30 protein-coding genes are annotated in these 26,978 nt (G+C 61.4%); 10 read left to right on the forward strand and 20 right to left on the reverse strand.

Translation table 11 applies throughout. The features are described 5' to 3' along the window. Positions 1 to 72 precede the first annotated feature (72 nt). From RPMA_RS24425 to RPMA_RS24450, 6 genes are all read right to left on the reverse strand, one after another. Positions 73 to 225, reverse strand: a complete 153-nt coding sequence (locus tag RPMA_RS24425) for an aa3-type cytochrome c oxidase subunit IV (RefSeq protein ID WP_211910240.1) — start codon at positions 223 to 225, stop codon at positions 73 to 75. 107 nt (positions 226 to 332) lie between these two features. Then, a complete protein-coding gene (locus RPMA_RS24430; RefSeq protein WP_211910241.1) occupies positions 333 to 725 on the reverse strand; it encodes a type II toxin-antitoxin system death-on-curing family toxin in 393 nt (130 codons plus the stop codon). 12 nt (positions 726 to 737) lie between these two features. After that, on the reverse strand, positions 738 to 962 hold the full coding sequence (locus RPMA_RS24435) for an AbrB/MazE/SpoVT family DNA-binding domain-containing protein (RefSeq protein WP_211910242.1): 225 nt from the start codon (positions 960 to 962) through the stop codon (positions 738 to 740). Positions 963 to 1,096: 134 nt separating this feature from the next. After that, positions 1,097 to 2,998, reverse strand: a complete 1,902-nt coding sequence (locus tag RPMA_RS24440; protein WP_211910243.1) for a M3 family oligoendopeptidase — start codon at positions 2,996 to 2,998, stop codon at positions 1,097 to 1,099. Positions 2,999 to 3,026: 28 nt separating this feature from the next. Next, a complete protein-coding gene (locus RPMA_RS24445; RefSeq protein WP_211910244.1) occupies positions 3,027 to 3,455 on the reverse strand; it encodes a hypothetical protein in 429 nt (142 codons plus the stop codon). Continuing rightward, on the reverse strand, positions 3,452 to 3,739 hold the full coding sequence (locus RPMA_RS24450; RefSeq protein ID WP_249225381.1) for a helix-turn-helix domain-containing protein: 288 nt from the start codon (positions 3,737 to 3,739) through the stop codon (positions 3,452 to 3,454). Before RPMA_RS24450 ends, RPMA_RS24445 begins: the two co-directional genes overlap by 4 nt. Before the next feature lie 152 nt (positions 3,740 to 3,891). On the opposite strand from RPMA_RS24450, the gene RPMA_RS24455 reads away from it, so the two are divergent. From RPMA_RS24455 to RPMA_RS24470, 4 genes are all read left to right on the forward strand, one after another. Then, a complete protein-coding gene (locus RPMA_RS24455; protein WP_211910246.1) occupies positions 3,892 to 4,233 on the forward strand; it encodes a hypothetical protein in 342 nt (113 codons plus the stop codon). Positions 4,234 to 4,349: 116 nt separating this feature from the next. Further along, the gene (locus RPMA_RS24460) at positions 4,350 to 4,991 is read left to right on the forward strand and encodes a TerC family protein (protein WP_211910247.1); all 642 of its coding nucleotides are present in this window, start codon (positions 4,350 to 4,352) and stop codon (positions 4,989 to 4,991) included. 142 nt (positions 4,992 to 5,133) lie between these two features. Next, positions 5,134 to 6,621 (forward strand): sigma-54-dependent transcriptional regulator, encoded by a 1,488-nt coding sequence (locus tag RPMA_RS24465; RefSeq protein ID WP_211910248.1) that lies wholly within the window; start codon positions 5,134 to 5,136, stop codon positions 6,619 to 6,621. Positions 6,622 to 6,974: 353 nt separating this feature from the next. Further along, entirely contained in the window at positions 6,975 to 9,155 is a 2,181-nt protein-coding gene (locus RPMA_RS24470) for a L,D-transpeptidase family protein (protein ID WP_211910249.1), read from the forward strand. Positions 9,156 to 9,210: 55 nt separating this feature from the next. Here the strand turns inward: RPMA_RS24470 and RPMA_RS24475 are convergent, their stop codons facing one another. Beyond that, complete coding sequence (locus RPMA_RS24475) at positions 9,211 to 10,119, reverse strand: LysR family transcriptional regulator (protein ID WP_211910250.1); 909 nt, start codon at positions 10,117 to 10,119, stop codon at positions 9,211 to 9,213. 98 nt (positions 10,120 to 10,217) lie between these two features. Here RPMA_RS24475 and RPMA_RS24480 point away from each other — a divergent pair, with 98 nt between their 5' ends. Continuing rightward, positions 10,218 to 11,195 (forward strand): alpha/beta hydrolase family protein, encoded by a 978-nt coding sequence (locus RPMA_RS24480; protein ID WP_211910251.1) that lies wholly within the window; start codon positions 10,218 to 10,220, stop codon positions 11,193 to 11,195. A gap of 333 nt (positions 11,196 to 11,528) precedes the next feature. Next, the gene (locus RPMA_RS24485; RefSeq protein WP_211913808.1) at positions 11,529 to 13,070 is read left to right on the forward strand and encodes a DUF882 domain-containing protein; all 1,542 of its coding nucleotides are present in this window, start codon (positions 11,529 to 11,531) and stop codon (positions 13,068 to 13,070) included. Between the two features lie 189 nt (positions 13,071 to 13,259). Here the strand turns inward: RPMA_RS24485 and RPMA_RS24490 are convergent, their stop codons facing one another. Together RPMA_RS24490 and RPMA_RS24495 are read right to left on the reverse strand one after the other, a co-directional pair. Continuing rightward, positions 13,260 to 13,535, reverse strand: coding sequence for a DUF2312 domain-containing protein (locus tag RPMA_RS24490; RefSeq protein ID WP_211910252.1), 276 nt, complete (start codon positions 13,533 to 13,535; stop codon positions 13,260 to 13,262). A gap of 179 nt (positions 13,536 to 13,714) precedes the next feature. Further along, positions 13,715 to 14,029 (reverse strand): DUF1244 domain-containing protein, encoded by a 315-nt coding sequence (locus RPMA_RS24495; RefSeq protein ID WP_211910253.1) that lies wholly within the window; start codon positions 14,027 to 14,029, stop codon positions 13,715 to 13,717. Between the two features lie 166 nt (positions 14,030 to 14,195). Between RPMA_RS24495 and RPMA_RS24500 the strand changes: the two genes are divergently transcribed. Together RPMA_RS24500 and pyk are read left to right on the forward strand one after the other, a co-directional pair. Continuing rightward, positions 14,196 to 14,795, forward strand: a complete 600-nt coding sequence (locus RPMA_RS24500; protein WP_211910254.1) for a DUF1036 domain-containing protein — start codon at positions 14,196 to 14,198, stop codon at positions 14,793 to 14,795. Between the two features lie 13 nt (positions 14,796 to 14,808). Then, on the forward strand, positions 14,809 to 16,242 hold the full coding sequence (gene pyk, locus RPMA_RS24505) for a pyruvate kinase (protein ID WP_211910255.1): 1,434 nt from the start codon (positions 14,809 to 14,811) through the stop codon (positions 16,240 to 16,242). Positions 16,243 to 16,346: 104 nt separating this feature from the next. Here the strand turns inward: pyk and RPMA_RS24510 are convergent, their stop codons facing one another. The 3 genes from RPMA_RS24510 to RPMA_RS24520 form a co-directional block, all read right to left on the reverse strand. Then, positions 16,347 to 16,775: an OsmC family protein gene (locus tag RPMA_RS24510; protein ID WP_211910256.1), complete on the reverse strand. Its 429-nt coding sequence runs from the start codon at positions 16,773 to 16,775 to the stop codon at positions 16,347 to 16,349. 42 nt (positions 16,776 to 16,817) lie between these two features. Beyond that, on the reverse strand, positions 16,818 to 17,774 hold the full coding sequence (locus RPMA_RS24515; RefSeq protein ID WP_211910257.1) for an alpha/beta fold hydrolase: 957 nt from the start codon (positions 17,772 to 17,774) through the stop codon (positions 16,818 to 16,820). Between the two features lie 63 nt (positions 17,775 to 17,837). Beyond that, positions 17,838 to 18,680, reverse strand: a complete 843-nt coding sequence (locus RPMA_RS24520; protein ID WP_249225383.1) for a DUF3750 domain-containing protein — start codon at positions 18,678 to 18,680, stop codon at positions 17,838 to 17,840. A 99-nt stretch (positions 18,681 to 18,779) separates the two neighbouring features. Between RPMA_RS24520 and RPMA_RS24525 the strand changes: the two genes are divergently transcribed. Beyond that, complete coding sequence (locus RPMA_RS24525; protein ID WP_211910258.1) at positions 18,780 to 18,962, forward strand: hypothetical protein; 183 nt, start codon at positions 18,780 to 18,782, stop codon at positions 18,960 to 18,962. A gap of 112 nt (positions 18,963 to 19,074) precedes the next feature. Here the strand turns inward: RPMA_RS24525 and RPMA_RS24530 are convergent, their stop codons facing one another. The 6 genes from RPMA_RS24530 to RPMA_RS24555 form a co-directional block, all read right to left on the reverse strand. Further along, positions 19,075 to 21,480, reverse strand: coding sequence for a mechanosensitive ion channel domain-containing protein (locus tag RPMA_RS24530; protein WP_211910259.1), 2,406 nt, complete (start codon positions 21,478 to 21,480; stop codon positions 19,075 to 19,077). A gap of 84 nt (positions 21,481 to 21,564) precedes the next feature. Continuing rightward, the gene (locus RPMA_RS24535; protein ID WP_211910260.1) at positions 21,565 to 22,209 is read right to left on the reverse strand and encodes a tetratricopeptide repeat protein; all 645 of its coding nucleotides are present in this window, start codon (positions 22,207 to 22,209) and stop codon (positions 21,565 to 21,567) included. A 100-nt stretch (positions 22,210 to 22,309) separates the two neighbouring features. Next, positions 22,310 to 22,435, reverse strand: a complete 126-nt coding sequence (gene ykgO / locus RPMA_RS24540) for a type B 50S ribosomal protein L36 (RefSeq protein WP_011509735.1) — start codon at positions 22,433 to 22,435, stop codon at positions 22,310 to 22,312. A 228-nt stretch (positions 22,436 to 22,663) separates the two neighbouring features. After that, the gene (locus tag RPMA_RS24545) at positions 22,664 to 23,635 is read right to left on the reverse strand and encodes a Bug family tripartite tricarboxylate transporter substrate binding protein (RefSeq protein ID WP_211910261.1); all 972 of its coding nucleotides are present in this window, start codon (positions 23,633 to 23,635) and stop codon (positions 22,664 to 22,666) included. Between the two features lie 89 nt (positions 23,636 to 23,724). Further along, positions 23,725 to 24,165 (reverse strand): MaoC family dehydratase, encoded by a 441-nt coding sequence (locus tag RPMA_RS24550; RefSeq protein ID WP_211910262.1) that lies wholly within the window; start codon positions 24,163 to 24,165, stop codon positions 23,725 to 23,727. A 23-nt stretch (positions 24,166 to 24,188) separates the two neighbouring features. Then, on the reverse strand, positions 24,189 to 24,665 hold the full coding sequence (locus tag RPMA_RS24555) for a MaoC family dehydratase (protein WP_211910263.1): 477 nt from the start codon (positions 24,663 to 24,665) through the stop codon (positions 24,189 to 24,191). 106 nt (positions 24,666 to 24,771) lie between these two features. On the opposite strand from RPMA_RS24555, the gene RPMA_RS24560 reads away from it, so the two are divergent. Beyond that, on the forward strand, positions 24,772 to 25,542 hold the full coding sequence (locus tag RPMA_RS24560) for an IclR family transcriptional regulator domain-containing protein (protein WP_211910264.1): 771 nt from the start codon (positions 24,772 to 24,774) through the stop codon (positions 25,540 to 25,542). Positions 25,543 to 25,617: 75 nt separating this feature from the next. Here the strand turns inward: RPMA_RS24560 and RPMA_RS24565 are convergent, their stop codons facing one another. Both RPMA_RS24565 and RPMA_RS24570 read right to left on the reverse strand, forming a co-directional pair. After that, a complete protein-coding gene (locus RPMA_RS24565) occupies positions 25,618 to 25,797 on the reverse strand; it encodes a hypothetical protein (RefSeq protein WP_211910265.1) in 180 nt (59 codons plus the stop codon). Continuing rightward, positions 25,794 to 26,918, reverse strand: coding sequence for a PepSY-associated TM helix domain-containing protein (locus RPMA_RS24570; protein WP_211910266.1), 1,125 nt, complete (start codon positions 26,916 to 26,918; stop codon positions 25,794 to 25,796). Before RPMA_RS24570 ends, RPMA_RS24565 begins: the two co-directional genes overlap by 4 nt. Positions 26,919 to 26,978 lie beyond the last annotated feature (60 nt).

The raw sequence follows: 26,978 nt of genomic DNA on the forward strand, positions 1-26,978 counted from the left end.
TCCGGCGGAGCTCGTCCGCGCGTGGGCAATCAGGTCAGGGATGGAGCCGCGGCGCTGCGGCGAACGGTGGGATCAGGTCAGAAAAATGCCCATCAGCGCCACGATAGCGACGACCGAGATGGTGCCCCATTTCACAAGCACCAGGAAACCTTCATAGGTCTGCTCATGCGCCGGGTAATCGTTGCCATCCGCCGTGGTGTAGGCAACTTCGCTATGATCAGCCATTCCAGTCTCCCGCAGTATTATGATCTATTGCCACGGAATTAGCGTAATTGAATATGGACAGCAATGTCTGCTTGAGAGCAAAGCATGCCTTTAAATGGTGCAGCGCACTATGCAGGCCAGTTATCGCGGATCCAGCGGGTGAGAGATTGCTCGCTCACTTCGCCGGCGGCGAGCGAAAGAATGATCGTCGTCGCTTCAGCGGGATCAGGCGAGAACGCGATGTCGTTCTTCATCAGAAAGATCGTCATCGACATAAAGGCGATGCGCTTATTGCCGTCGATGAAGGCATGGTTCTTCGTAAGCCCGTAAGCATAAGCCGCGGCAAGCTCGGGTAATTCCGATTGCTCATAGCGCCATTTGTTGATCGGGCGATCGAGCGCTGACTGCAACATGCCTTCATCGCGCAAGCCGGGCGCGCCACCAAACCGACGAAGCTGTCGGCTATGGATGGCAATCGCTTGTTCGTACGTAATCCAGCGCGGCTCGTTCGCCTCGCTCATTGTCGCCTCCTGTCACTTTGCCAGAGCCGCGAGCGTGTCCTTGTATTTGTCCATGACCTCGTCGGCGGCTTCCATTGTCCGTTCAAAGTCCGGGTCATACGGCATGAGCTGCAAGCCGCCACCCGCCAATTCCGTCACATACAGCTCTTGACCTCTTTGGAGGTCGAGCCGCTGCATCAATTCCTTGGGCAACAACAGGCCGTCGGAATTACCGATCTTCTTGATCTCGAGCTTCATCGTGCTTTTCCTGAATCGTGGCCACAATCGGCCGGTTTTGCTCGGGTAAAACCTCCTGCTCACCCAAAGAAAAGGGAGTGTTATACAGATGTATAACACTCCCTTAAATAACGTTCAACAAATGTTTTACGGCCCTATCCCATCGCCTCCAGTTCATCGATCATCCCGGCGATGACCGACAGCCCGCCGTCCCAGAAGGTCGGGTCCTTGGCATCCAGCCCGAAGGGCGCGAGCAGTTCGGAATAGTGCTTGGTGCCGCCGGCGGCGAGCATCGCGAGATAGCGCTCCGCAAAGCCTTCCTGGGCATTCTCGTAGACAGCGTAAAGCGAGTTCACGAGGCAGTCGCCAAAGGCATAGGCGTAGACGTAGAACGGCGAATGGATGAAGTGCGGGATATACATCCAGAAATTCTCATAGCCCGGCTTGATCTCGATGGCCGGGCCGAGGCTTTCATTCTGCACGCTCAGCCAGAGCTGGCCGATCCGCTCCGCGGTAAGTTCGCCATTGCGGCGCTCGGTGTGGACGGCGCGCTCGAATGAATAGAACGCAATCTGGCGCACGACCGTATTGATCATGTCCTCGACCTTGCCGGCCAGCAAGGCCTGACGCTGCTTGGCGCTTTTGGTCTGAGCCAGCAGGCGCTTGAAGGTCAGCATCTCGCCGAACACCGAGGCCGTCTCCGCGAGGGTCAGCGGCGTCGGCGCCATCAGCGCGCCGTTCTTCGCCGCAAGCACCTGATGCACGCCGTGTCCGAGCTCATGGGCGAGCGTCATCACGTCCCGCGGTTTGCCCTGATAATTCATCAGCACATAGGGATGCGCCGAAGGCGTGGTCGGATGCGAGAAGGCGCCCGGCGCCTTGCCCGGACGCACCGGCGCGTCGATCCAGCGATCGGTGAAGAAGCGTTTCGCGATTCCCGCCATCTCCGGCGAGAACGCGCCGTAGGCCGTCAGCACCATGTCCTGCGCATCGGACCAGGAGATTGTGCCAGTCGGCGCGAAAGGCAGCGGCGCGTTGCGGTCCCAGTGCGGCAATTTCTTCTTGCCGAACCATTTTGCCTTCAGCTGGTAGTAGCGATGCGACAACTTTGGGTAAGCCGCGCGCACGGAAGCCACCAGCGCGTCAACGACTTCGCGTTCGACACGGTTGTTGAGATGGCGGCTATCGGCCACATCCTGAAAACCACGCCAGCGGTCGGAGATTTCCTTGTCCTTCGACAGCGTGTTGGTGATCAGCGCGAAGGTGCGCTCATTCGCCTTGAACGTAGTCGCCAGCGCCTGCCCGGCCGCCTTGCGCTTGGCGGCGTCGCGGTCCTGTAGCAGCGTCAGCGTCGGCTCGATGGCCAATTCCTTGCCGCCGACCTTGAAGCGCAGGCCTGCAATCGTCTGATCGAACAGGCGGTTGAAAGCGCCGTAGCCGGTCTGCGATTTTTCGTGAAACAGCTGCTCGACGCGGTCTTCGAGCTGGTACGGTTTGTCCTTGCGGCTGTCCTCGATCCACGGCCGGTAATGTCCGAGTTCGGGCGATTGCATCGCACGCTCGATGACATCATCCTCGATCCGGTTCAATTCCAGCGCGAAAAACAGCAGATGCACCGAGGCCGCCGTGATGCGCTCGGAAACGTCGCCGTAGAATTTCGAGATCGCGGGATCGACGGTGTTGCCGGCATGGATGAGGCCGGCATAGGAACCGAGACGGCCGGCGAGATCGTCGATCGCCTCATAGCTGCGGACAGCTTCTGCCAGCCAGGCGCCACCATTGGACTTCGCCGTTTCTTCCGCCAGTTTGCCCTTATAGGCCGCCTCGAAGGCCGCGCAGTCCGCATCGATCTTGTCGAGATCGCGCGCGATTTCCGGTGCGGTGATCGAAGAATAGAGATCCGCCAAATTCCATTCCGGCAATTTTCCCGCGGGTGACTTCGCTGCAGCCTTCGGCGCGGCCTTGCGCACCGGTTTCTTCACGACTGCAGTCTTCTTGGCGGCGGATGTCTTTGCGGAAGACTTGCGGGCGGATTTCGCGGTAGCGGATTTAGGCATGAAAACTTTCGGCTAGATACAGCGGCGATCACACATAGGCGGCCAGTTGCGGGGCGACATGGACGAGCAGCTCTTCGCCTTCCAGCAGGAGCGGCTCGACCCTGTCATTCATCATATGGCGAATCGTACACCACACCATGACAATCCGTGCGACAAGCGGCCATCGCGTGGTCCGCACGGCATTGCGGGCATGCATCGCCACCAGCGGCAGGCTGCGATGCTCGAACAGCAGCGTGCCCTGGCCGTCTTCCAGCACGTAAAGCCCGCCGATCCGTGACACGCATATGGTGCAGGCCTGATCCGGGCCGAGCAGATAGAATTGCGCATCGCCGCTCTCGGTAAGGCCGGTGTCCCAGCCCTGCCCGCGACGCCCCATGTCGAGGGTCTCGCCCAGCGTGCGAAGCTCCGTTTCGCTCCAAGCGCCGGTTTGCGGCTTCCGAAATGCAATGACATTCATTTGGATGCTCCGAACAACAACCGGTGCAATTCCGGCTCGTAATAGACCAGCAGATGCCTGGCGAATTCCGGGGGCTCGAGCTTCAAGGCGAGCGCCCAGGCTTCCATTGTCTCCGTCGGCACTCGGCTGAAGCCGTTCTCAACCTGCGAGATGAACGTGTAGTATTTGAGGCCCAGCCTTGCGGCGAGATCGACCTGCGAAAGCCCAGCCTCGGTCCGTCGTGCCTTCAGCCAATTGCCTGCTTCTTTTCGCAGCGCACGCGTTTCCGGTGCGGCTTTGCTCACAGCCGCATTGCCTGAAACTTCTTGATCTTTTCCAAGTTTCATGTTTACGAAACTACTCAAGATGAATTGCTCGACCTGATGACTATTCGTAGCAGCTTTGAAGCTCTGCGAAAACGTTGCAGGCGCGATGAGACGGTCTCGAAGAGCCCAGCATGGCGTTTACCGATCGCAGTTTCACGGACCGCAATGATGCGCCCGCGACCCCGGGTGGGGTCAAGGAGCTGTTTGCCGTTATTCTGCTGATGACGCTGGCGGCAGGACTGGCCTTGCGCGCATTTGTCTCGCTCGACGCACTGGCGCCAATTGTCGCGACTTTGCTATTCGCACTCGCAGCATCGATCGCCGGTGGCGCGCTGATTCCGCACAATCGCAAACGCCGCGCTGCCTGGCTCGATGTCGCCGGCGTCCTGACCTTTATCGGTGTCGGCCTTTCGATCGTGATCGACCCGGACCAGATGGTCCGCTTGGTCATGCCTTCGGATCAACCTGACTAACAACTGGATCAACCGCGGGAATGTCCCCGCATTGAAGAAACGTCCCGGACCGGGCCCCTCTGGCAGCTCCAAAAGCTGTGATGTCGGACTGGACGTTCATACACAGAGAGGCCCGTATGTCGGAACTGTTTACGCCCGAAGCCCTATCCGCATTGCTCCAGGTCATCATGATCGACCTGGTTCTCGCCGGTGACAACGCTATCGTCATCGGCCTCGCCGCCGCCGGTCTGCCCAAAGAGCAGCGTGCCCGTGCGATCCTGATCGGCATCGTTGCCGCCACCGTCCTCCGTATCGGTTTTGCCAGCGTCACCGTCCAGCTGCTGCAGATCATCGGTCTTCTGCTCGCCGGCGGCCTCCTGCTGCTGTGGGTGTGCTGGAAGATGTGGAGCGAATTGCGCTCCGGCCACGAACACGATCTCGAAGAGATCGAGCGCATGAACGAGGATGGCAGCGCCCCGCGCAAGACGATGGGTCAGGCGATCTGGCAGATCACCCTCGCCGACGTCTCGATGTCGCTCGACAACGTGCTGGCGGTGGCGGGCGCTGCCCGCGAGCACCCGACCATCCTGATCTTCGGCCTCGTTCTGTCGATCGCACTGATGGGCCTTGCCGCGAGCTTCATCGCAAAACTGCTGCAGAAGCATCGCTGGATCGCCTATGTCGGCCTCGCCATCATCCTCTATGTGGCCGGCGACATGATCTATCGCGGTGGCCTCGAAGTCTGGCCGCACGCGACGGCCTATCTGCAGAAGAGCTAAGCCTTTTCAGAAAAACTAAGCCTTGGGGTGGGCGCGGTACGCCGCGCTCACCCTCTGGATATTATCAAAGCATTAAACTCTGCCGGCCATTTTGGCTCAATTCGGGACACTCGATCCTTTGAGTGCCCGTCCGGAGTCCCCTATGGCAGAACGAATCCTGATCGCTGATGATGATGCGGTCCAGCGCCGCCTTGTCGAGAACATGGTGCAGCGCTGCGGCTACGAGGCCATCGTGGTCGAGAGCGGCGAGGATGCCGTCGCGCGCCTGAGCGACCCGGACGCACCGGCCATCGATGCCATGCTGCTCGATCTTGTGATGCCCGGCCTCGACGGCATGGGTGTGCTCGAGCGCATCCGCGATGCCGGCCTCAACATTCCCGTCATCGTCCAGACCGCCCATGGCGGCATCGACAATGTCGTTTCGGCCATGCGCGCAGGCGCCCATGACTTCGTCGTCAAGCCGGTCAGCGCCGAGCGCCTGCAGGTGTCTCTGCGCAATGCGCTCAATACCCACGCGCTGAAAGGCGAGTTGCAGCGCATCCGCCACAGCCGCGAGGGCAAGCTCACTTTTGCCGATGTCAGCACCCGCAGCCTGGCCATGGAGAACGTGCTCCGCGCCGCCCGCAAGGCTGCCTCCTCGTCCATTCCAGTACTGGTCGAGGGCGAGTCCGGCGTCGGCAAGGAAGTCATCGCCCGTGCGATCCATGGCTCCGGCGAACGCAGCAGCAAGCCGTTCGTTGCCGTGAATTGCGGTGCCATCCCCGACAATCTCGTGGAATCGATCCTGTTCGGCCACGAGAAGGGCGCCTTCACCGGCGCCACCGAACGCCATGCCGGCAAATTTGTCGAAGCCTCCGGCGGCACGCTTTTTCTCGATGAAGTCGGCGAACTGCCGCTGAGCGCCCAGGTCAAACTGCTGCGCGCGCTGCAGGAAGGCTCCGTGGAAGCCGTTGGCGGCCGGCGACCCGTGAAGGTCGATGTCCGCATCATCTCGGCCACCAACCGGCAGCTTCTCGACCTCGTCAAAGCCGGCAATTTCCGCGAGGACCTGTTCTACCGCCTGCATGTGCTGCCGCTCACGGTGCCGCCGCTGCGCGCCCGCCGCGAGGACATACCGCATCTCCTGCGACACTTCCTGGCGCGGTTTTGCGCCGAGGAGAATCGCCCCATCACCGGGATCTCCGGCGAAGCCATGTCGGTGCTGACCCAGCTCGATTGGCCCGGCAATATCCGCCAGCTGGAAAACGCGGTGTATCGCGCCGTGGTGATGAGCGAAGGGGATCAGCTCGGACTCGCCGATTTTCCGCAAGCCACTTCACCGACCGCGCCGATACCATCGCCTGCAACCGTCCCACTAGTTATAGAGCAGCTCTACCACGCGACAGCACCGACCATGGTACCGGACGCAGCGCCGCTGCTTGCAGCCGCCGGTAGCCTGAGCATGCTGGCATCGGACAACGAGCTACGGCCGCTGGAAGAACTCGAATCCGAAATCATCCGCTTCGCCATCTCGCATTACCGTGGACAGATGTCAGAAGTTGCGCGCCGCCTGAAAATCGGGCGCTCGACGCTGTATCGAAAACTCGACGAGGCAGCAGAGAAAAACTCCGTTTCCACGGACGACGCGTAGTTCGCGCGACAAGGCACCACTTCGCCGCAATTTGTTGCCGCGCACGCAGTGAACATGTCCTTGTTGTGGCAGGGGAACTTGAACCGTTGCGGTGTGGTGACACACGAAGTCAAAAGCAGCGGCTGGCAACAGGTGTAACGTTGCAAACCATGTGGGTTGGCGTCAGTTTGTGAGGATATAGCCCGCTGGGTGGTCGCACCTGGATCGGGCCCATGTATCTTGGGCGTAGTGTATCTTGGGCGTAATGTATCGTCTGCGGATGGAATCGCGACATACACGCTTCAGCCGAAGCTGCGATGGGAGACTAGAACTGTTCCAGGTGAATGGAGCAGGTTCACTCGAGAGGAGCGAGAATGCGAGACTTCAACAAGAGCCGTTCTGGATTCGACCGCGTGCTGCTGGCCGTGGCTGCGACTTTCCTGACGGTTTCCACCGGCGCCGTAATCGCACAGCCGAGCGCATCGCCGCGTGACAGTGTCTCCGAACTCGCCATCGATGCAGCCGTCCCGCGCCCCGAGCCCGCCAACGTTCCGCCGCCCACCGCCAGCGACATCAAGATCGAGACCAACACCGACACCACCGCTTCGGTCCCCGACGCGAGCAAGGCAACGGAAAAGACCGTCGGCGCAACATCGGCTGACGTGCCGAAAGTTGCCGAGACACCGAAGGCGACCGACGAGACCAAGCCAGCCAACACCGCGACTGCGCCCGCCGCGCCTGAGCCGGCTGCTGTCCCTGCGGCCACCGCCGTTGCACCGGCTGCGCCCGCTGCAGAGCCGCCGAAGGATGTCGCCAGGGATATTGCAAAGCCCGCCTCCACCGTGGCTGCCGCCGACCAGCCTGTCGCCGACAAGCTGCGCGAGATGCTCGCCGGCAAGCTGCCGCGCCAGTTCGATCGCAAGGGCGAGCGCGCTGCCGTCGAGAAGTTCTATGCCGGCCGTGACTACGCGCCACTCTGGACCCAGGGCGGCATTGCCACCACCGCAGCGAAGGGCGTGATCGCGCGCCTGAAGGACGCAGGCAGCGAAGGCCTCGACGCCACCGACTATCCGGTGCCGGACTTCACTGCTGCTGCAACGCCGGACGCCCAGGCCGAAGCCGAGCTGAAACTTACCGCCAGCATGCTCGACTATGCCCGCCAGGCGCAGAGCGGCCGCATGCACTGGTCGCAGATCGACGCTGAAATCATGTATCCGGAGCATCCGACCGATCCGGCCGAAGTGCTTGCGAATGTCTCGACCGCCAAGGACGCTTCCGCTGCGCTTGCAAGCTACAATCCGCAGCATGACGGCTACAAGAAGCTGAAGGCCAAGCTCGCCGAACTGCGCGGCGAGACTGAGATGCCGGCGCAGCCGATCGCCGAAGGCCCAGCGCTGAAATTCACCAAGGCGACGAAGAAGAATCCGAACCCGACGGTTGCGGAAGACGACCGCGTGCCACTGCTGCGCGCGCGCCTGCATGTCGCCAATGCCAGCGATACCAAATACGACGCCGAGGTCGCCGAAGCCGTTCGCAAATTCCAGTCGAACAGCAGCATGAAGGCCACCGGCGTGCTCGACGACGCCACGGTGCGCGCCATCAACGCGCCGAAGCGCGATCGCCAGATCGACACCATCCTCGTCAACCTGGAGCGCTGGCGCTGGCTGCCGCGCCAGCTCGGCGCATCGTCGATCGGCAACGCCTATGTGATGCTGAACATCCCCGACTACACACTGAAGGTGATGCAGAACGGCGGACAGGTCTGGACCACGCGCGTCGTCGTCGGCAAGGTCGGCAAGCAGGCCACGCCGCTGCTGACCGAGACGATGAAGTATCTCACGGTCAACCCGACCTGGAACGTTCCGCCGTCGATCATCTACAACGAATATCTGCCGGCGCTGCAGCAGGACCCGACGGTGCTCGACCGCATGGGCCTGAAACTGTCGCGCAAGGCCGATGGCAGCATCCATGTTTCGCAGCCGCCGGGCGACGACAACGCGCTCGGCCGCATCCGCTTCAACTTCCCGAACAAGTTCCTCGTCTATCAGCACGACACGCCGAACAAGAACTTTTTCGCACGTGACGAGCGCGCCCTCAGCCATGGCTGCATGCGGGTGCAGTATCCGGATCAGTACGCATCGGTGCTGCTCAACATCACCATGCCGAACGAGCGCTACACGCCGGAGAAGGTCCGCGGCATGTATGGAAAGAGCGAGATCGACGTCAAATTCCCGACGCCGATCCCGGTCAACATCACCTATCAGACCGCCTTCGTGGACGACGCCGGCAAGCTGCAGATGCGCAAGGACATCTATGGCCGCGACGCGCAGATGCAGGCAGTCCTGAAGAACGTCAAGGGCAAGGATCTGGAGCAGGTGGTGGCCCGCACCCAGCCGAGCTATGCGCGTCCGCGCGCGGATATCCCGCAGGGCGTGGCCTTCAACGGCCAGGCCCAGCGTAGCGAACCGAACTTCTTCGAGCGCCTGTTCGGCGGCGGCATGACGCAACCGCAACCGGCCGCCGGCCCCCGGCCGCGCCGCACCGAAGTGCGGTAAGCGCGCAAGGCATCACGCCACATCAAGGGCTCCATCTTCGGATGGAGCCCTTTTGCTATCTGGCCCCTGCCTCCCGGTGCGATACGGATATCGACGGCGTGACAATCAGCGTTTCCGCGATGGCAGTGGTCAGCGCAGCCGCCATATCATCCCGCAGCGGCTGAGCGACACGCTTCGAGAAGCGGATACCCAAGGTTCGCGTCAGTCCAAAATCTTCGAGCGGCACGGCCGCAAGGCCGGCGATCAGGCTGAGAGGCGCAATGGTCACTCCCATCATAGCCTGCACGGCCTCCATGGCTCGCTGATCCTGATTGGTTCTGAGAACGACATTCATGCGCACGCCACGTGCATCGAGGATGCTGTAACCCTCGTGACTTAGTTCGCAGTGGCTCCGCTGAATGAAAGCGCGGGAGTTCAGTTGCTTGACCTCGACACTCGCAGCAGCCGCAAGAGGATCGTCGCTGCGGCAGGCAAGGACGAGCGCCTCATTGCTGATCGGCACCCATCCCGAGTTGCCCGCCATGTTGAGCGCCATAACCGACGCGTCGATCCTCCCCTCGGCCAGCGCCCCAATCAGCTCATGCGTTGAGCCCTCACGCATCGCGAGCTCAATGTCCGGCAATGAACGGGCAAGACGTTGCTGAAATGCGATCAAGCTGCGCATAGGGATTGTCGATAGAACGCCGAGCTTCACGAGACGGCGCCCCTGACCGCGTTTGAATTCAATCTTCGCCGTTTCACAATCTTTGAGAATGCGAAGCGCTTTGGCGTGAAAGGATTCCCCTTGTGTCGTTGGGCGCATGTCGCCGCGTCCGCCTTGAATCAAGGCTCCGCCCAACTCCTCTTCCAAGGCCTTCAACGCCGTCGAAAGCGCGGGCTGGGACACCCCGAGCTGCCTGGCAGCGACGGTAACGCTGCGGGTCTGAATGACCGCGCAAAAATAGCGCAATTGCTGAAGCTTCACCGGAATCTCCTGACGGGAAAGAACAAGCCAATCAACCAGAATATAATTTTATTGGATGCCATCGATATCATAAATCAATTTTACTTATAAAAAGACGCATGCAAGATTTTCTCGACGCAATTCGCCAATGGCAGGACGAGACGATCTTGGATCAAGCAACCCAGTCGGTGTCGGAGGCAGTGACGTTTCCCTGCGGCGACGGCTACCATCTTCACGGACACTTCTGGCGGCCCCGAATTTCATCCGAATTGTGCTCCGTCATTATCAATCCGGCAACGGGCGTACTGGCCCGCTACTATCATCCTTATGCACGATACTTGGCCGAGAACGGCTTTTCGGTCCTGACCTATGACTATCGTGGCATCGGATTGTCGCGCCCGACGAATTTGCGGTCCGCCCGTTTCAGATGGCGGGATTGGGGAGAACTCGACTTCGCAGCCGCCATCGACTGCATGCGTTCGTGCCGGCCATCCGGATTGCTTGCCGTCGTCGGCCATAGCATCGGCGGCTTTCTACCGGGCTTCGCACCCAATGCAGGCGAGGTCGATCGACTTCTCGCAATTGCCGGCCAGTTTGCCTATTGGAGAGACTACGGCGCCAGCCATCGCGCGCGGCTGCTCATGCGCTGGCACATCGTCATGCCGTTGCTGACATCGATCGTCGGTTATTTTCCCGGCAAACGACTGGGCTGGCTTGAGGATCTGCCAGCCGGGGTGGCCTATGAATGGAGCCGCCGTCGAAGCCGTCTGGAGCTGAGCTATCCGGAATACGAACGGGACGCGCTTCTGCATCGCTTCGCCAGTCTGCAAGCCGATATCCTTGCCATTGGCGTCAGTGACGACGAATACGGCACGCCCCGCGCAATCCAGCGCGGACTCGAATATTACGCGGGCAGCAATCGGACACAGCTTCTCCTCAAACCTTCCGATCTCGGCTGTCAGGCCATCGGTCATTTCAGCCTGTTTCATAGCCGTCACCGGGACGATTTCTGGTCCAACACGTGCCATTGGCTTCAAACCGGAGCAAACCCTTGGCCTCAGTTCGAATACGATTGGCGCGTTGTGGATCCGGGCTAGCGGCGACTTTTGTCGCTTTTTACGCAGTCGGAGTGCGCAACATCGGTTGCAAGATTAACCATTGTCCACCTGCAAGAGGGCAAAGGGCTAGTTTTCGCCATAGTCAGCGGGTTAATCTTGACAGTGGCAGAAATGCCAACTTTGGGGGGATGGGTGTAAATGTCAGTTAACCCTCCCGTTTTAAGACTCGATTCACCCTCTTTCGTCACACGGGGTAACGAGAGAGTTTGAGTAACTTGGGTGGGTTTTGACGTGCCGCTTGGCTTCGCACGCATAGTAACATGGCGTCCTTCGCGCGCCGGCTTGAACGCCGGTCTGGCCTCGCTGGTGCTGATGGCCAGTGCGAGTTCGGTCCATAACGCGACCGCCAATGGCGAAACGCGCACCCTCTCATTCTACCACACCCATTCCCGCGAAAGCGTCACCGTTACCTTCAAGCGCAATGGCCGCTATGACGAAGACGGGCTGAAGAAACTCAATCACTTCCTGCGCGACTGGCGCAACCAAGACTCCACCACGATGGACCGACGCCTGTTCGACATCGTCTGGGAAGTCTATCGCGACGTCGACGGCACGCAGCCGATCCAGATTATTTCCGCATACCGTTCGCCCGCCACCAACGCCATGCTGCGCCGCCGCTCCTCCGGCGTGGCGCGCCACAGCCAGCATATGCTCGGCCATGCGATGGACTTCTTCATTCCCGGTGTGCAGCTCGAAAAGATCCGCATCGCCGGCCTGCGCCTGCAGCGCGGCGGCGTCGGCTTCTATCCGACCTCGGGCTCACCTTTCGTGCATCTCGACACCGGCAGCGTGCGCCATTGGCCGCGCATGACCTATGCGCAGCTCGAGCGCGTTTTCCCGAACGGCCGTACCGTGCATCTGCCGTCCAGCGGCGGCACCATGCCGGGCTATCAGCTTGCTGCAGCCGATATCCAGAAGCGCGGCTCGGGCGACAGCGTAAGCCTCGCCAGCAGCAAGCCTGGCAATCTGCTGGCCTCGTTGTTCGGACGGAAATCGTCATCCGAGGATGAGGATGAATCCGCCGCACCGGCAATCGCACCGAGCAAGCCCACGCCCGCTCCAAGCGTGATGGCGGCAGCCACTGCAGCAGCGCCTGAGAAATCCGACCCGGTCCCGATGCCGCGCGCCAAGCCGGCAACGCCGAATGTGGTGCTCGCATCGGCCGATACGGAAACGGTCCCGCTGCCACGGCCGAAGATGCCGATCCCAGCGACGGCCGCCCCGAAGAACGACGGGCGCCCGCAGACTCCGTCAGACATCATCAATGCCCGCGGCTTCTGGGATGACATCCCCGAGCCGAAGCAGGCGACGCCACAGCAGGTCGCGGCACTCACAGCCCGTCAGGCGCTGGATCGCATCGCCGAGCAGGAGCAGGGCGTCAACGAATCGACCTTCGCGAAGGCCATGGCTTATGCGCCGCCGCGCACCTCGCCGGTTGATCGCGCGCATGTGGTGGCCGCCAGCGCGCCGATCCCGCGCAGCATTCGCCCGAATGTGCCGAACAAGAATTCGATGGTCGTGAATGAAGTGACCACGGTGATCGGCAAGAGCCTCGGCCAGGCCGGCCCTGTCACGATCTCAACGCGCCTCGCCGCCGCGCATATTCCGGACAACCATATCTGGACCCGCGCGATGATTATCGCCCCCAGCGTCATGACGGCGATGTCGGTCTCGACGATCGGTGATGGCGACCTCACCGTGCTGCGCGCGCATTTCGCCAAACCGCGCAGCGTGGTGGCGATGAGCTTCTCGGACGATCCGCAGGCCGGACTGGTGAGCGATCAATTCACGGGATCGGCGACGGCGAAGCTGGAGACCACGAGCTTCGCGATGCGGACTGCCGCGTTGCGCTAAGGCGCAGGAATTTCAATTTCGGAAGTAAGAGTTGAAGCTCAAACACCTCTCCCCTCCGGGGAGAGGTCGAAACCGTAGCGTAGCGAAGGTTTCGGGTGAGGGGGAAAACTCAAACGGCGGTGAAATCCCCTCACCAATCGCGCTGCGCGCGCCGACCTCTCCCCGGCGGGGAGAGGTAAAACGATCGCCTCACAGCATCCCGAGTGCCTGCAGATAGGTCTCCAGGATCGTCTCCTGCTCGGCGCGCTCGTTGGCGTCCTGCTTGCGCATGCGGATGATCGTGCGCAGTGCCTTGACGTCGTAGCCGTTGCCCTTGGCTTCGCCGTAGACGTCCTTGATGTCGTCGGAAATCGTCTTCTTTTCTTCCTCGAGGCGCTCGATGCGCTCGACGATGGCCTTGAGCTGGTCCTTGGCGAAAGAATGCGTTGCCTGGTCGTCCAGCACGGACGCAGCATTGGTGGCCATCGGGAACTCCTGAACTGATTGGGTAGGATGGGTTGGCGAGAGGCGCCGGTTATGGGCGCTAGTCTCTTAAAAACTTGTCTCTAATTCGACAGTCGCGACCGGAGCCGATGGGGTCAAGCCGCGACGATTGTCATCCACAGCACCCCACAGAAATGATGGTGCGCCGGGGCCGTTTTTGCTCAATGCCCGCCGTTTGTTCGCTCGAAGGCGACCTTGAACGCCTCCTGCTTCTCCGGCGTCGCCTCGCTCTGGTGCAATGCCTTCCACGCCTCATAGGGCATGCCGTAGACCGCCTCGCGGCTCTCATCCTTGCTCAGGGCCGCGCCACGCTCGTCTGCGGCATCCTTCAGCCAGTTCGACAGGCAATTGCGGCAGAAGCCCGCGAGATTCATCAGGTCGATATTCTGCACGTCAGTGCGGCCCTGCAGGTGCGTCACCAGCCGACGAAATGCCGCGGCTTCGAGTTCGGTCTGCGTCTTCTCGTCAACGGCCATGTTTCATCTCGCTCATATTGCCCGGTCAGTGCGTAAGATGGGTTCTTTACCAGATTCCGCCATAACACGGGTCAAACTACCGGCGCCCTGCCGAATCGGTTGCTGCCGTTGACAGGCCAGTCCGGTCACGCGAAACCGTCAAGGAACTGATATACATCGACACCGAATGATCATTGCGAATCCCCACCGTTCATACCCCACTCGATGGGTCAGCCTGCTGCCAGTTCTGGCCGTGATGCTGGCATGCTTGTGGGCGACACCTGCGGCGGCGGATTTCCGGCTTTGCAACAACACGTCGAGCCGGGTCGGTATCGCGCTCGGTTACAAGGACGCCGATGGCTGGACCACCGAAGGCTGGTGGAACGTGTCATCGCGCGCCTGTGAGACATTGCTGCGTGGAACCCTGGTGGCCCGGTATTATTATATCTATGCCATCGATTACGACCGGGGTGGTGAGTGGTCCGGTCAGGCCTTCATGTGCTCACGCGACAAGGAATTCACGATCAAGGGCACGGAAAACTGCCTCGCGCGCGGTTTTGACCGGACAGGCTTCTTCGAGGTCGATACGGGAGAACAGCGGGCCTGGACCGTGCAATTGACGGAGACGAGCGAACAACCGCCCAAACTCCCGGGCCTGCCCGGTCCGGGTCCTGGCGGACCGCCGCCGGGTGCGCCTGGCGCGGGTTTCCCAGCTCTCCCGAACAACCCGGGAAATCCGCCCGGTGGGGCGTCGCCCCCGCAGACGACGCCCGGAACGAAGCAATAAGACGAGTTAAGACATGAGACGACAACGCCGCATCAAGATCCTGGCCACGCTCGGCCCCGCCTCCTCCGACAGCGCGATGATCCGCAAGCTGTTCGAGGCAGGTGCCGACGTGTTCCGCATCAATATGAGCCACACGCCGCATGACAAGATGCGCGACCTGGTGAAGACGATCCGCAATGTCGAAAGCAGCTATGGCCGCCCGATCGGCATTCTGGTCGATCTCCAGGGCCCGAAGCTGCGCGTCGGCGCCTTTACCGATGGCGGCGTCCAGCTCAAGAACGGCGAAGCCTTCACACTCGATTCCGATCCGTCGCCCGGCGACGGCACCCGTGTCCACCTGCCGCATCCGGAAATCCTTGCCGCGCTGCGCCCCGGCCACGCGCTGCTGATCGATGACGGCAAGCTGAAGCTGATCGCCGAGGAGACTTCGGCCGATCGCGCGGTGACGCGCGTCGTCGTCGGTGGCCGTATTTCGGATCGCAAGGGCGTCAGCCTGCCCGACACCGACCTGCCCGTTTCGGCCATGACGCCGAAGGACCGCAGCGATCTCGAAGCCGCGCTCGAAACCGGCATCGACTGGGTTGCGCTCTCCTTCGTGCAGCGCGCCGAGGACGTGCATGAAGCCAAGCGCCTGGTGCGCGGCCGTGCCGCCATCATGTCGAAGATCGAAAAGCCGCAAGCCATCGATCGCCTCGAATCCATCCTCGAAGCATCCGACGCGCTGATGGTCGCCCGCGGCGATCTCGGTGTCGAACTGCCGCTGGAGCGCGTGCCGAGCCTGCAGAAGCGTATGACCCGCATGGCGCGTCGCGCCGGCAAGCCGGTCGTCGTCGCCACGCAGATGCTGGAGTCGATGATCCAGAGCCCGGTGCCGACCCGCGCCGAAGTCTCCGACGTTGCCACCGCGATCTATGAAGGCGCCGACGCCGTGATGCTGTCGGCGGAATCCGCTGCCGGCAAATTCCCGGTGGAAGCCGTCGCGACCATGAATCGCATCGGCGAAGAGGTTGAACGCGATCCGACCTATCGCAACGTGCTCACCGCCCAGCGCCCCGGCCCGGAAGCGACCGTCGGCGACGCCATCGCCGATGCCGCGCGACAGATCGCCGAGACGCTGGAATTGTCAGCAATCATCTGCTGGACCAGCTCGGGCTCGACCGCCATGCGCGTGGCCCGCGAGCGTCCGAAGCCGCCGATTGTCGCCATCACCCCGAACCTCGCCGGCGGTCGTAAGCTGTCGGTCGCCTGGGGCGTGCATTGCGTGGTCGCAGAAGACGCCAAGGATCAGGACGACATGGTGGATCGCGCCGGCCGCATTGCGTTCCGCGACGGTTTCGCCAAGGCCGGCCAGCGCGTCATCGTCGTGGCGGGCGTGCCGCTCGGCACCCCGGGCGCAACGAACATGCTGCGTATTGCCTATGTCGGATCGAGCGATACGGGCGAGTAGTTAGACCACAGGTCTTTCCACGTCATTGCGAGCGTAGCGAAGCAATCCAGCCTCTCTTAAAAAGCTGGATTGCTTCGTCGCTTTGCTCCTCGCAATGACGAAGACTAGCCTTCCAGCTTCGCGTCCAGCGTGATCTCGGCGTTCAGCACCTTCGAGACCGGGCAACCGGCCTTCGCCTTCGCCGTGCAGTCGTCGAACTTGGCCTTGTCCGCGCCCGGGATCTTCGCCACCAGCGTGAGATGCACCTTGGTGATGGCAAAGCCCTCACCCTGCTTTTCCAGCGTCACGTCGGCCTTGGTATCCATTTGATCGGCCTTCATGCCGGCCTCACCGAGGATCAGCGACAGCGCCATCGTGAAGCACGCGGCATGGGCCGCGCCGAGCAGCTCTTCCGGATTGGAGCCCGGCTTGCCCTCGAAGCGGCTGGCGAAACCATACGGATAGTCCGCGAGCGCACCGCTCTTGGTCGAGATCGCTCCCTTGCCGTCCTTGATACCGCCCTGCCATTTGGCCGATCCGAATGTCGTGGTCATGCACAGCTCCTCAATTGGTTGTGAAGTTCATCAGGTCAGACTTTAGCGCGACGCAGCCTTCGGTTTTGTGTCAGATTCCGAGATGATGCGTTCGATCTCCCCGACAACCAGCTCCGGCACCGCATTCTGCACCATGTGACCAACGCCTGGCAGCAGAATTAGTTTGCCGTTCGGCACCGTCTCGATGAGCCGTCTTGAATGAATCTCGGACGACACCGTGGTGTCGGCGTCGCCGGTGATGGCGACTACCGGCATGCGCAATTCGGCATAGTACGGCGACTGCTCGGTCACCGCTGCTTTCAGCGTCACCAGGTCCCAGGCATTGGCCAGAAATTCTCGTGGTCGCAGCAGCAGCGGAATGGCGCTCTGGGCCAGATAGTTGGCTGGCATGGCTTGCGGCGCAAACACACTGCGCGTGCCTGGCTCGGCCAGTAGCAGACCGAGTGGCAGCGTGATCGTATAGGCCAGCAGCGGTCCGACCACCGGCGTCGTCACCACCGCATTATAGGTCCCCACGCCGCCCGGCCATGGATAGGCCACGCCTGCCAGCGACACGAGGCCGGCAACACGCTGCGGATAGTCGAGTGCCATCTTCAGGCCGAGCACACCCGCCAGCGAATGCACCACGATGATCGCGCGCTCGATCTGCAATTGACCAAGCACATCGTCGATCATCTTCGCCTGCAAAGCGGGAGAGAGATTTTCACTGCGCGTGCTCCAGCCATGGCCGGGTCGATCGATCAGGATCACGCGATGTCTTTGCGCCAGCATGTCACCCAGCGGGATGCGCATGCTGCCAAAATTGGAGCTCGCGCCATGCACCAGCACCACCGGCGGCCCCGCCGCATCGCGTGGGCCCAGATCGAGCACATGCAGCCTGGCGCCTGTCACGTCGAAGAACTGACCGACCGATGGAAATCTCTGCTCAAGCCTGCGCGTTTCAAACTGCGTGAACAACGCCAGCGCAGCGAGCACGGCGACCAGTATGAGAAGGATCATCGATGTCCAGGAAAGCTTGAGCACGGATCAAATACGCCTCAGCCGGACGGTGGTTTCGCGCATTCACGCGCTCACGCCGAGCCGCCCGATCCCCGGAAGCTTAATGGCCGGGCGCCTGATATCGAAGCCAAGAACGGCGCCAAGGATGTTCACCTCGACACCTTCGATCCAGCCGACAGTCAGACCGAGATAGCCGCCCAGCGTGACGCGCACGCCGGTGCCGGACGGCGTCCAGCCGAACGCATTGCCTTCATAAGGAAAGTCCTTGCCGATCGCGGTGGGCGGCAGCGCGACCTGCAATTCCGGCACCGCCGCCAGAACGGCAGTCACAAAAGTATTCGAGTTCGGCCCCGGCCAGGCGCGGTAATCGCCATAGGCCCGCCAGGAATAGCCTGCGATCGCCGCCTTGATCTTGGGGATCATCGCTTCGGCCGCGGCACCTTCCGCAGCAGCAATAGCCATCGGCTCGTCACCGAACCAGCGACCATCAGCAGCAAACCCATTGAGGCGGATCGGATCGCCCCAGGCGGTATAATCATAACGGGTGTAGCGCGTCGCGCCCTTTTCCTTGAACACGATCCAGCTATGAACGGCGAAAATACCGCGCCAACGAACAGTGCGGGCTGCGAAGACACGGACCATTGCCTCGGGATGCTCTGCCGCCGGCGGCAACAGGCCGGCGCTCGAACGGTCCGCGCTCTGCCAGTTCACTGATCGGTCGCCCGCCCAATATTTGGCCGCAGACACGCCGAGCGGCACGACAAGCAGCGCGAGGAGAACGAGCACTATTTTTCTCACTAAAATGATCCGGAAGAGGGACAAAAGCGGGGATATCAGCGTGAATATGGGGCTTAAGTCCGGCTTCGCCACATTCCCTGCGACCATAAATCCGATCGAACTGTCCACGCTATCCACAGGAACAGCACGCGATCGGGCAGGTTGTTGCCATGATCACGATGCGGAATGTCCGCCATGATCGCAAATGATCGAAGGTGGAGAATGAAAATGGCGCCCGATCTGATCGAAATCGATATCGACGAAATCGTATCGACCTGTAACGGAGATCTGCGCGGTGCCGTGAAGGCTCTGCTGCTGGTCAACGAGCAGCTCGAGACAGAGTTGCAGCAGCTTTATGCGGCTTCCGTTCGAGGCGGCGCGATTCGCCCGGGCACGGGCGCGGTGCACTGATCCTGTAGGGCGGATTAGCGTAGCGTAATCCGCCGCAGAGTTAGCTATTGAAACTCCACGGCGGCTTACGGCTTCGCCTAATCCGCCTACGGCCTGTCGCTACCGCGCGGATTTACGCGCGGCGTTTTTCCTGCTTGGCGTCCTTCGTATCACCCGTTTCGCCGCCCTCGGCGACCTCTTCCTTTGCAGGCGCGGGCAACTGCATGATCACCATCTGGCTGCTCGGCGAGGCGATCTCGATCCCCTCTTCCTGCAGACGCATCTTCATGCGGCGATTGAATTCACGCTGCACACCCCAGCGACCGGAATCCGTGCAGCGGATCTGACCGACAAGCGTGGCCATCGAACCGTCCACCTTGTCGACACCCCACAATTCGAGATCGCTGCGCATGAGCGGACGATAAGCGTCCTCCTTGCGCATTTCGACGGCGATGCCCTTGAGGATTTCGCCGACACGATCAGTGTCTTCCTTGTAGTCGACGCTCACGGACACTGCGGCATTGCCGACACCGCGACTTGAATTGGTGATCGTGGTCACCGCGCTGAACGGAATGATGTGCACGGAGCCGTCGCCGGCGCGCAGGCGAATCGTGCGAATGGAGAGGTTCTCGACCACGCCGCTCAAGCCCGACACGGCGACCGTATCACCGACCTGCACCGTGCTCTCCAGCAACAGGAAGAGGCCGGTGATGACATCCTGCACCAGCTTTTGCGAACCGAAACCGATGGCGACGCCGAGGATACCGGCACCGGCGAGCAGCGGCGCAACATTGACGCCGATCTCGCTCAGCACAGTCAGCGCGATCACGGCGATGATCACGCCAAGCAAGGCCGTGCGCAACATGGGCTGGAATGTCCGCAAACGCGCCGCGCGCGCGAAGTGACCATCGCGCGTCAGCGATGTCAGCTGACGTTCCATCAACGCATTGGTGCCTTCCCACACCACCGCGGCGGTGACAGCCGCGATAGCCACGGTGATGAAGGCCGAGACGACACGGCTGCCGATCTGGCCGCCATAGAACCAGACGATGGCATTGACACCCCAGACCTCCAGCAGCGCAACCAGACCGATCACGGCGATGATCCCGGCGACCACCTTGCGCAGCAATGGCAGATAGCGATTGGCGCGTACTTCCAGGCCCGGGAAACGCTTCAATACATCCGGTTTGATGCGGAAGCCGCGATCGATCAGGCTGAGCAACATCATCGACACGAGCCGCGTGATCAGGACGACGATCACGGTACCGACGATATATTGCAGCAACAGCGCGTAGCCATTGCGGATATTGAGCGCCCAGATGCCCCAAGCAGCGATCACGATGACGATGCCGAACACATGCCAGAGCCCGGCAAAACGATTGCGCATGCCATTCAGGAAGCCGGTGGCGCCAACCGGCGCACGCAGCGCATCGGCCACAGGCTTACGGCATTGCAGGATGATGACCACGACGAACAGATGCACCGCCAGCATCACGAGCTTGATCAGCGCCAGATGCGCGGAGCGATACAAGCCCATCATCAGCGCGACATTGGCGATCGCGATACCGGTGGCGCCAACAGCGACAATGCGGCGGGTCCAGATTTCGAGATATACGGCCGTCTCTTCTTTCACGCGGAACAAAGCCAGCGGACCGAACAGAGCGCGCATGCCGCAGATGATCGCACGCGCCACCACATAACTGTTCACGATCGCAAGGATCGCGAGCCGCGTGGTGCCGGCATCGCCGATCTGGGTGCCGAGCAGCAGCGACACGGTGCCGGTGAAGACGAAGATCGGGATCAGTTCGAGCAGCAATCGGCCGATCACATAAGGCAGCCGCAGCAGCGACTGCCAGGCGCGCGTCAGGCTGCGCCGGCGAGTGTTGAGATTGGGGCTTTCAGTGATGTCGGCGGTGGAAGACGGCGGATCGACGCTGGCGATGAGGGCAGAGGGCGCACGCGCGACAAAAGGAATACGCGCCTCGAGCGCGGCCTGCGGCCGGCGCAGCAGCCAGACGACGAGCCATTCGGCCGCGAGCGCGCCGCCAAATACGACAACGAGCTTCCAGGCAATATCGAACAGCAGTTGATACGTGTCGGGATCGTTGGCCGCATTTTTCAACCAAAGCCATAGCGCAGGAAAGCGGGTGACCGATTGAACGGCGGTCGAAACCTCGCGCGAGATATCGCCGAGCTGATCCGCAATCGTGACAAGCAATTGGGCGCCAAGACTGTCGGCATCGAGCGGGATCGCGGGCTTCTTCTCAGGCTCGGCCGGTTTTGCCTGAGCGATCGCCTGCAGTGTCGTGATCATCTGTTTGCGCTTGACATCGTCTTGCAACGTCTCAAGCGCAGCCTTGGCCTGCTCCGGCGTCATTACGGGCGCAGCAGCGGCGGCAGGCGCGTCAGCCTTTTGCGCGAGCGCAGGCGCGCTGAATGGCGCAGCCAGGAGAAGACAGAGCAATGCAAAAAGCGGGAAAGACTTCTTCGCCAAGATGGGCCCCTTCAAGACGACCTGGAAAGCGCCCTTTTCGCCCATTTCATGTGTCGGAAGTTTGGTTCCCGGACGCGAATTGCGCGAAAAACTGCCAAAGCACGGCAGAGCTGCGCTCAGCGGGATGCGTCAGATATCGCGGCCTTCGACCTTCTCGGTCAGGCTCTTGACGAGTTCCGGTACTTTTTCCAAATGCGGATTGACGGCCAGCGCCTTGCGATAGGCTTCGAGCGCCCGCTTATCATCGCCGAATTCCTGCATGATCATGCCGAGGCCGGCCAGCGCACCGAAGTGCCGGGGCTCGCGGGCCAGCACCTGCTCGATGTCCTCCAGCGAGCGGGTGTAGTCGTTCTGCAAGTAATACAGCGTCGCGCGCCGGTTCCAGCCCTCGATATAATCGGGCTTCAACTTGATGACGGCGCTGAGCAGCTTGACCGATACATCGACCTGCTTGGCATCGAATGCCGTTTTGGCGCGGGTCATCAGGAGCGCAGCGGTGTCGCTGGAGGTTTGCGACCACTGGGCCCAGATCCGCCCTTCGACATGCTTGGCGCTTGCCTCATCCGGTGCGGCTTTCAGTGCGCCAAACAGAAAATCCAGCCCGCGAATCTTGTCGGCGCCGATTTTCGGCAGTTTTTCAGGGGCTTGCGGGATCGCCTTGGGCGAGCCGGGCTGCACCGACTTCGGATCCTTCACCTGCGCCACAACTGGCGTCGCCGCGAAAAGCGCGGTGATCAGGACGCTGAAAGCTGCGGTTCGGACTCGCAATGCCATAGGCGAAGTCTAGACACGAAAAAACGCGCTGCAAAGCGGCAGCGCGTCAAACACCTGTGATGTCGTGGAGCGGGCCAGACAATGCCGGCCCGGCAACAACTTAACCCTGGCGAGCCTTGAAGCGGCGCTGGGTCTTGTTGATGACGTAGACGCGGCCCTTGCGGCGAACCAGACGGTTGTCGCGGTGACGGGCACGCAGCGACTTCAACGAGTTACGGACTTTCATCGGTCAATCCTGAACACTTGCGATCGAGACTTCAAAAGCCGTGCGTAGCAGGCCGAAATCAGCGAAAATGGGCTTTAACCCGCTGGCAGCCGAGCCGCCCGGGACCCGCGGTTTCTAGCCACCACCGGTCCCACTGTCAATCCGAACGGGCAGAATCACCGCCCGTCCGGACGATATTTACCGGCATTTGTCACCGTGATGTGCCGAATTTGACGTAGCATACCGACGTCATTCCAGCGGCACGTTTGCGGTCTTCACCACGGCAGCCCATTTCTTGATTTCCGCATCGACGAAGGTGCCGAATTCGCCTCCCGTTAGCTTGCCGGGCTCGACGCCCTGCGTGGCGAACTTTTCGCGCGTTGCCGGCGCAGCCAGGATGTCCTTCATGGCCTCGACCAGCTTTTTATAAACCGGGCTCCCGTCGGCCTGCGGCATATACATGCCGAACCAGGATGTGGCTTCGAAGCCCTTCACACCGGCCTCGTCGAGGGTCGGAACATTGGGCAGCGACGCGGCTCGCTGCAGGCTGGTGACGGCCAGCACGCGGATGCTGCCGGCTTCGGCAGCTGGCAGCACGGTCGGCAGCGTGTCGAACATGATCGGGATGTGGCCACCGATCAGATCATTCATGGCCGGCGCAGCCCCCTTATAGGGGATGTGCTCGATGTTGATTCCGGCCATCTGTTCGAACAATTCGCCAGAGAGATGATTGGCGCCGCCGATGCCGGAGGAGCCAAACGACAATTTGCCCGGCTGCTTCTTCGCCATCGCGATCAGTTCGGCAACGGTCTTGGCCGGAAAATCCTTCGACACGCACAGGGCATTTGGCGCGGTCGCCACGACGGCGATCGGCGAGAAATCTTTCTGCGTATCGTAAGGCAAGCTCTTGCGCAGGCTGGGATTGATGACGTGATGCGTCGCCGTGATCAGCAAAACACTGCCGTCCGCCGGTGATTTTGCCACAACCTCGGAGCCGATCGTGCCCGAGGCACCGGGGCGGTTCTCGACGATGGTGGTGACGCCGAGCTTGTCGCCGAGATATTGCGCGACAAAGCGCGCCAGAATGTCGGTGGTCCCGCCGGCAGGAAACGGCACGATGATCTTGATCTGGTTTCCCGGAAAACTCTGCGCCTGCGCACCCGACACGGTGACGCAGGCAAAGGCCAAAACGGCCAGCGCAATCCTTGCGAGCTGTTTCATTTCATCCCCTGAAAATGAGTTTGGTTATTTCAATGGCGTGCGAGTTTAACCGCACGCCATCGTGTCAGGCCATCAACGCCTGCGTGAAATCAAGCCGTGCGTGGAAATTCGACCATGGCCTCGCCTGTGGCTACTTTCTCGTCGTTCTGGTTTTTCACCAGGACGTCGATGAGCACCCAACGCGACTTTTCGGTGCTCTGCTTGGCTTTGACGATCCCCACCGGGCGAATGGTGTCGCCGGGTTTGACCGGCTTGACCCAGCGGGTTTCCAGACGGCGATGAATGGCGCCTGCCGGATAGGCCCAATCGGTCAGCATGCGGGTGATCAGGCCGAAATTGTTCATGCCATGCATGATGATGCCGCCGAAGTTTGTCTTACCGAACGAGTTCTTCATGTAGTCGTCGTCCAGATGCAGCGGATTGTAGTCGAGCGACCCGTCGCAGAACAGGCGGATCGACTCGCGCGATACAGCGAAGCTTGGACCATCAATGGTGTCGCCGGCGGAGAGATTGTCGAAGCTGGTTGTCATGTCTGTTTTCTCCTTCGCTGCGCTTACATCGGACGAATGGTTTGGCCGCGGCCAGAGCAGATGACGTCGCCATGCTGATTGAAGAACACGTTATCGTGGACCACGAACAGGCGCTCGCGCTTGATGAACTTGTCCAGCGCACGCGCCTGCAACGTGATCGTGTCGCCCGGCCGCGCGGGGATGTTGTAGCTCCAGGACTGGCCTGCATTCACCGTGCCCGGCGTCCTCATCCAATCGTCGGCGGGCGTGCACGAGAACATCAGCAGGATATGGATCGAGGGCGGCGCGATCAGCCCCTTGTAGGGCGACGCCTTCGCGTAAGCTTCGTCGAAATATAATGGATGATCCTCACCGACCGAGCGGCAATACAGCTGGATCGCTTCCTTGGTCAGCACATAAGGCAGCGTCTTGCGGGGCTCGCCCGGGACGATCTCGTCCCAGACCTTCCGCAGATTCGCGTCCTTCCAGAAATCGGTCTCAAAAACTTGCGCTTGCGTCATTGCGCCGCCTCCCATAATGTCCATCTAGCGAACTTTATTTTCGCTTTGCGAACACTATAGGCGCGATTTTTGCGAGGGTGCAAGTCGGGCGAACGGGGAATGGGTCTTGGCCAAGGACAGTGATGGATTCGTCCGCGCGATTGCGCGCGGCTTCGCGACGGTAGAGGCACTCGGAAAGCCGCCGGGACGACATACGCTGTCAGAGGTGGCCGTCATTGCGGGCCTCAGCCGCGCCACGGCCCGCCGCATGCTCGCGACATTGATCGTGATGAAATACTGCGAAGTCGATGGCCGCTATTTCAGCCTGCGCCCGCGCGCGCTCGGCCTCGGCCTCTCTTACCTCAACGCTCTCCCTTATTGGGGCTATGCGCAGCGCGCGCTGGAAGACCTGCGCAACGAGACCGGCGAATCCTGCGCGCTCGCTGTGCTCGACGAAACCGAGATCGTCTATGCATTGCGTCTGCCGGCGCGACGCATCCTGTCCGCCAATCTCGCCGTCGGCAGTCGGCTGCCTGCGAATGTCGTCTCGCTCGGCCGCGTATTGCTCGCAGCGCTGCCACCGGATCAGCGCGCGAACTATCTCGCCACGACGGAATTCAAGCAGATCACCCCGCGCACGGTGACGGATCCCGCAGCTCTGGAGCGCGAATTGCAACGCGTCGATGCCGAGGGTTATGGCTGGATCGACGGCGAACTCGATCCCGCCATCTGCGGCATCGCCGTGCCGGTGCGCGACCATGCCGGCCGCGTGGTGGCGGCGATCAGCGTCAATACGATTTCGGGCACGCTGAGCGAAGCGGAAGCGAAAGAGAAATATCTCGTACCGCTACGCAGGACCGCGCAGGATATTCGGACACAGACCTCGCAGGCGGGGTGAGAGCGTAGGGCGGATTAGCCGAGGGCGTAATCCGCCGTTTGGGCTGCTGAAGCTCCGCGGCGGAGTACGCTTGCGCTAATCCGACCTCCGGCTTGTTGAAGCGTGATATGCCATTACCAACAAAGGCACGCTCAGCATCAGCCAGCTCAACGCCCACCAGATGCCGCCCTCACCGACCAGCGCCACGAGCAGGCCGAACACTGTCGCCACCGCCAGAAGGATCGGCCACAGCCATTGACGCCGAAAACTGCTCATCGCGCCACAGCCTGCAATCCCGCGATCGCTGTGACCGTTGAACGGCGGCGGCGGCGCTTAGCCCACCACAGATACAATCCGCTGATCAGCACCACGATGGTCACCACATCCAGCAGCGCCCAGATGATCTTCAGCGACAGGCCGCCATAGTCGCCGAAATGCAATGGCTGCGACATGAAGAGAGCTGTTGCATACCAGGGCATGTCGCGCACGGAGACGATCTGCCCGGTGGTCGCATCAGCCAGCGCAGGCTTGAGGATGCGGCTGGTGATCGGCGTATTGCCGGTGAGGAAGATCGCCACATGGGACGGTGTCGCGAACGGCGTGCCGGGGAAGGCGACGGTCATCACATTCATGCCGGGCACGGCAGTGCGCACCTCGCGCAGCACGTCGCCGATGCGCGCGCGCTTCGTTGGATCATCTGCAGGCTTTGCCTGTGCAGCCATCTCGACGAGCTGATTGGCCTGCCAGGCCATCTCAATGGGCGCAGCCAATGTGTTGATCACGCCGGTGAAGCTGACGACGGCAAACCAGGCCAGCGTGCCGATACCCAGCAGATTGTGCAGATCGAGCCATGTGCGCTGCGGCTTGCCGCGTCTGACAGCCCCGAAATCGAGACGGCGCGTGAACGGGCCATAGAGCACGACGCCAGAGACGATGGCGATGCACAGCAGGAGCCCCATGACGCCGAGGAAGAGCGTGCCGCCGATGCCGGCGAACAGATCGAGATGCAGCCGCAGCATGATGTAGAGAAAGCCCTCATTGGGCTGCGTGATTTCGATCTGTCGGCCGGTGCGGGTGTCGAAGACCTGATAATGGAAGTCGCTGGGATCGGTGGTCATCAGCGGCGATGTCGGCACTTTCACGATGGGATGGTCGCGATCGTAAAACAGATAGGGCACAACCTGCCCCGGCCGCGCCGCCTGTGCGCGCGCGATGATGTCGTCGATGGATGCGGTGCCCGGCGCTGTCGTGGTGGTTTCGAGCTTGAGGTCGGGACCGAGTTCATCCTTGAAGATGAGCGGCAGACCGGTGATGCACAGCATCAGCGCGAACAGCGTGCAGACGAGGCTGGTCCAGCGATGCAGCCATGACCAGATGCGGATCGTGCGCGGGGTCATGAGGGCACAGACATCTCAGTCTGTCGTCGCCCGGCTTGACCGGGCGATCCAGTACACACT

This window comes from Tardiphaga alba, from assembly GCF_018279705.1.
Taxonomy (GTDB): Bacteria; Pseudomonadota; Alphaproteobacteria; order Rhizobiales; family Xanthobacteraceae; genus Tardiphaga; species Tardiphaga alba.

Bases quoted from the DNA above. Each gene is read 5' to 3' on its own strand.
- RPMA_RS24425 (WP_211910240.1), bottom strand. From the start codon at position 225: ATGGCTGATCATAGCGAAGTTGCCTACACCACGGCGGATGGCAACGAT.
- RPMA_RS24430 (WP_211910241.1), bottom strand. From the start codon at position 725: ATGAGCGAGGCGAACGAGCCGCGCTGGATTACGTACGAACAAGCGATT.
- RPMA_RS24435 (WP_211910242.1), bottom strand. From the start codon at position 962: ATGAAGCTCGAGATCAAGAAGATCGGTAATTCCGACGGCCTGTTGTTG.
- RPMA_RS24440 (WP_211910243.1), bottom strand. From the start codon at position 2,998: ATGCCTAAATCCGCTACCGCGAAATCCGCCCGCAAGTCTTCCGCAAAG.
- RPMA_RS24445 (WP_211910244.1), bottom strand. From the start codon at position 3,455: ATGAATGTCATTGCATTTCGGAAGCCGCAAACCGGCGCTTGGAGCGAA.
- RPMA_RS24455 (WP_211910246.1), top strand. From the start codon at position 3,892: ATGGCGTTTACCGATCGCAGTTTCACGGACCGCAATGATGCGCCCGCG.
- RPMA_RS24460 (WP_211910247.1), top strand. From the start codon at position 4,350: ATGTCGGAACTGTTTACGCCCGAAGCCCTATCCGCATTGCTCCAGGTC.
- RPMA_RS24465 (WP_211910248.1), top strand. From the start codon at position 5,134: ATGGCAGAACGAATCCTGATCGCTGATGATGATGCGGTCCAGCGCCGC.
- RPMA_RS24470 (WP_211910249.1), top strand. From the start codon at position 6,975: ATGCGAGACTTCAACAAGAGCCGTTCTGGATTCGACCGCGTGCTGCTG.
- RPMA_RS24480 (WP_211910251.1), top strand. From the start codon at position 10,218: ATGCAAGATTTTCTCGACGCAATTCGCCAATGGCAGGACGAGACGATC.
- RPMA_RS24485 (WP_211913808.1), top strand. From the start codon at position 11,529: ATGGCCAGTGCGAGTTCGGTCCATAACGCGACCGCCAATGGCGAAACG.
- RPMA_RS24490 (WP_211910252.1), bottom strand. From the start codon at position 13,535: ATGGCCACCAATGCTGCGTCCGTGCTGGACGACCAGGCAACGCATTCT.
- RPMA_RS24495 (WP_211910253.1), bottom strand. From the start codon at position 14,029: ATGGCCGTTGACGAGAAGACGCAGACCGAACTCGAAGCCGCGGCATTT.
- RPMA_RS24500 (WP_211910254.1), top strand. From the start codon at position 14,196: ATGATCATTGCGAATCCCCACCGTTCATACCCCACTCGATGGGTCAGC.
- pyk (WP_211910255.1), top strand. From the start codon at position 14,809: ATGAGACGACAACGCCGCATCAAGATCCTGGCCACGCTCGGCCCCGCC.
- RPMA_RS24510 (WP_211910256.1), bottom strand. From the start codon at position 16,775: ATGACCACGACATTCGGATCGGCCAAATGGCAGGGCGGTATCAAGGAC.
- RPMA_RS24515 (WP_211910257.1), bottom strand. From the start codon at position 17,774: ATGATCCTTCTCATACTGGTCGCCGTGCTCGCTGCGCTGGCGTTGTTC.
- RPMA_RS24525 (WP_211910258.1), top strand. From the start codon at position 18,780: ATGGCGCCCGATCTGATCGAAATCGATATCGACGAAATCGTATCGACC.
- RPMA_RS24530 (WP_211910259.1), bottom strand. From the start codon at position 21,480: ATGGGCGAAAAGGGCGCTTTCCAGGTCGTCTTGAAGGGGCCCATCTTG.
- RPMA_RS24535 (WP_211910260.1), bottom strand. From the start codon at position 22,209: ATGGCATTGCGAGTCCGAACCGCAGCTTTCAGCGTCCTGATCACCGCG.
- ykgO (WP_011509735.1), bottom strand. From the start codon at position 22,435: ATGAAAGTCCGTAACTCGTTGAAGTCGCTGCGTGCCCGTCACCGCGAC.
- RPMA_RS24545 (WP_211910261.1), bottom strand. From the start codon at position 23,635: ATGAAACAGCTCGCAAGGATTGCGCTGGCCGTTTTGGCCTTTGCCTGC.
- RPMA_RS24550 (WP_211910262.1), bottom strand. From the start codon at position 24,165: ATGACAACCAGCTTCGACAATCTCTCCGCCGGCGACACCATTGATGGT.
- RPMA_RS24555 (WP_211910263.1), bottom strand. From the start codon at position 24,665: ATGACGCAAGCGCAAGTTTTTGAGACCGATTTCTGGAAGGACGCGAAT.
- RPMA_RS24565 (WP_211910265.1), bottom strand. From the start codon at position 25,797: ATGAGCAGTTTTCGGCGTCAATGGCTGTGGCCGATCCTTCTGGCGGTG.
- RPMA_RS24570 (WP_211910266.1), bottom strand. From the start codon at position 26,918: ATGACCCCGCGCACGATCCGCATCTGGTCATGGCTGCATCGCTGGACC.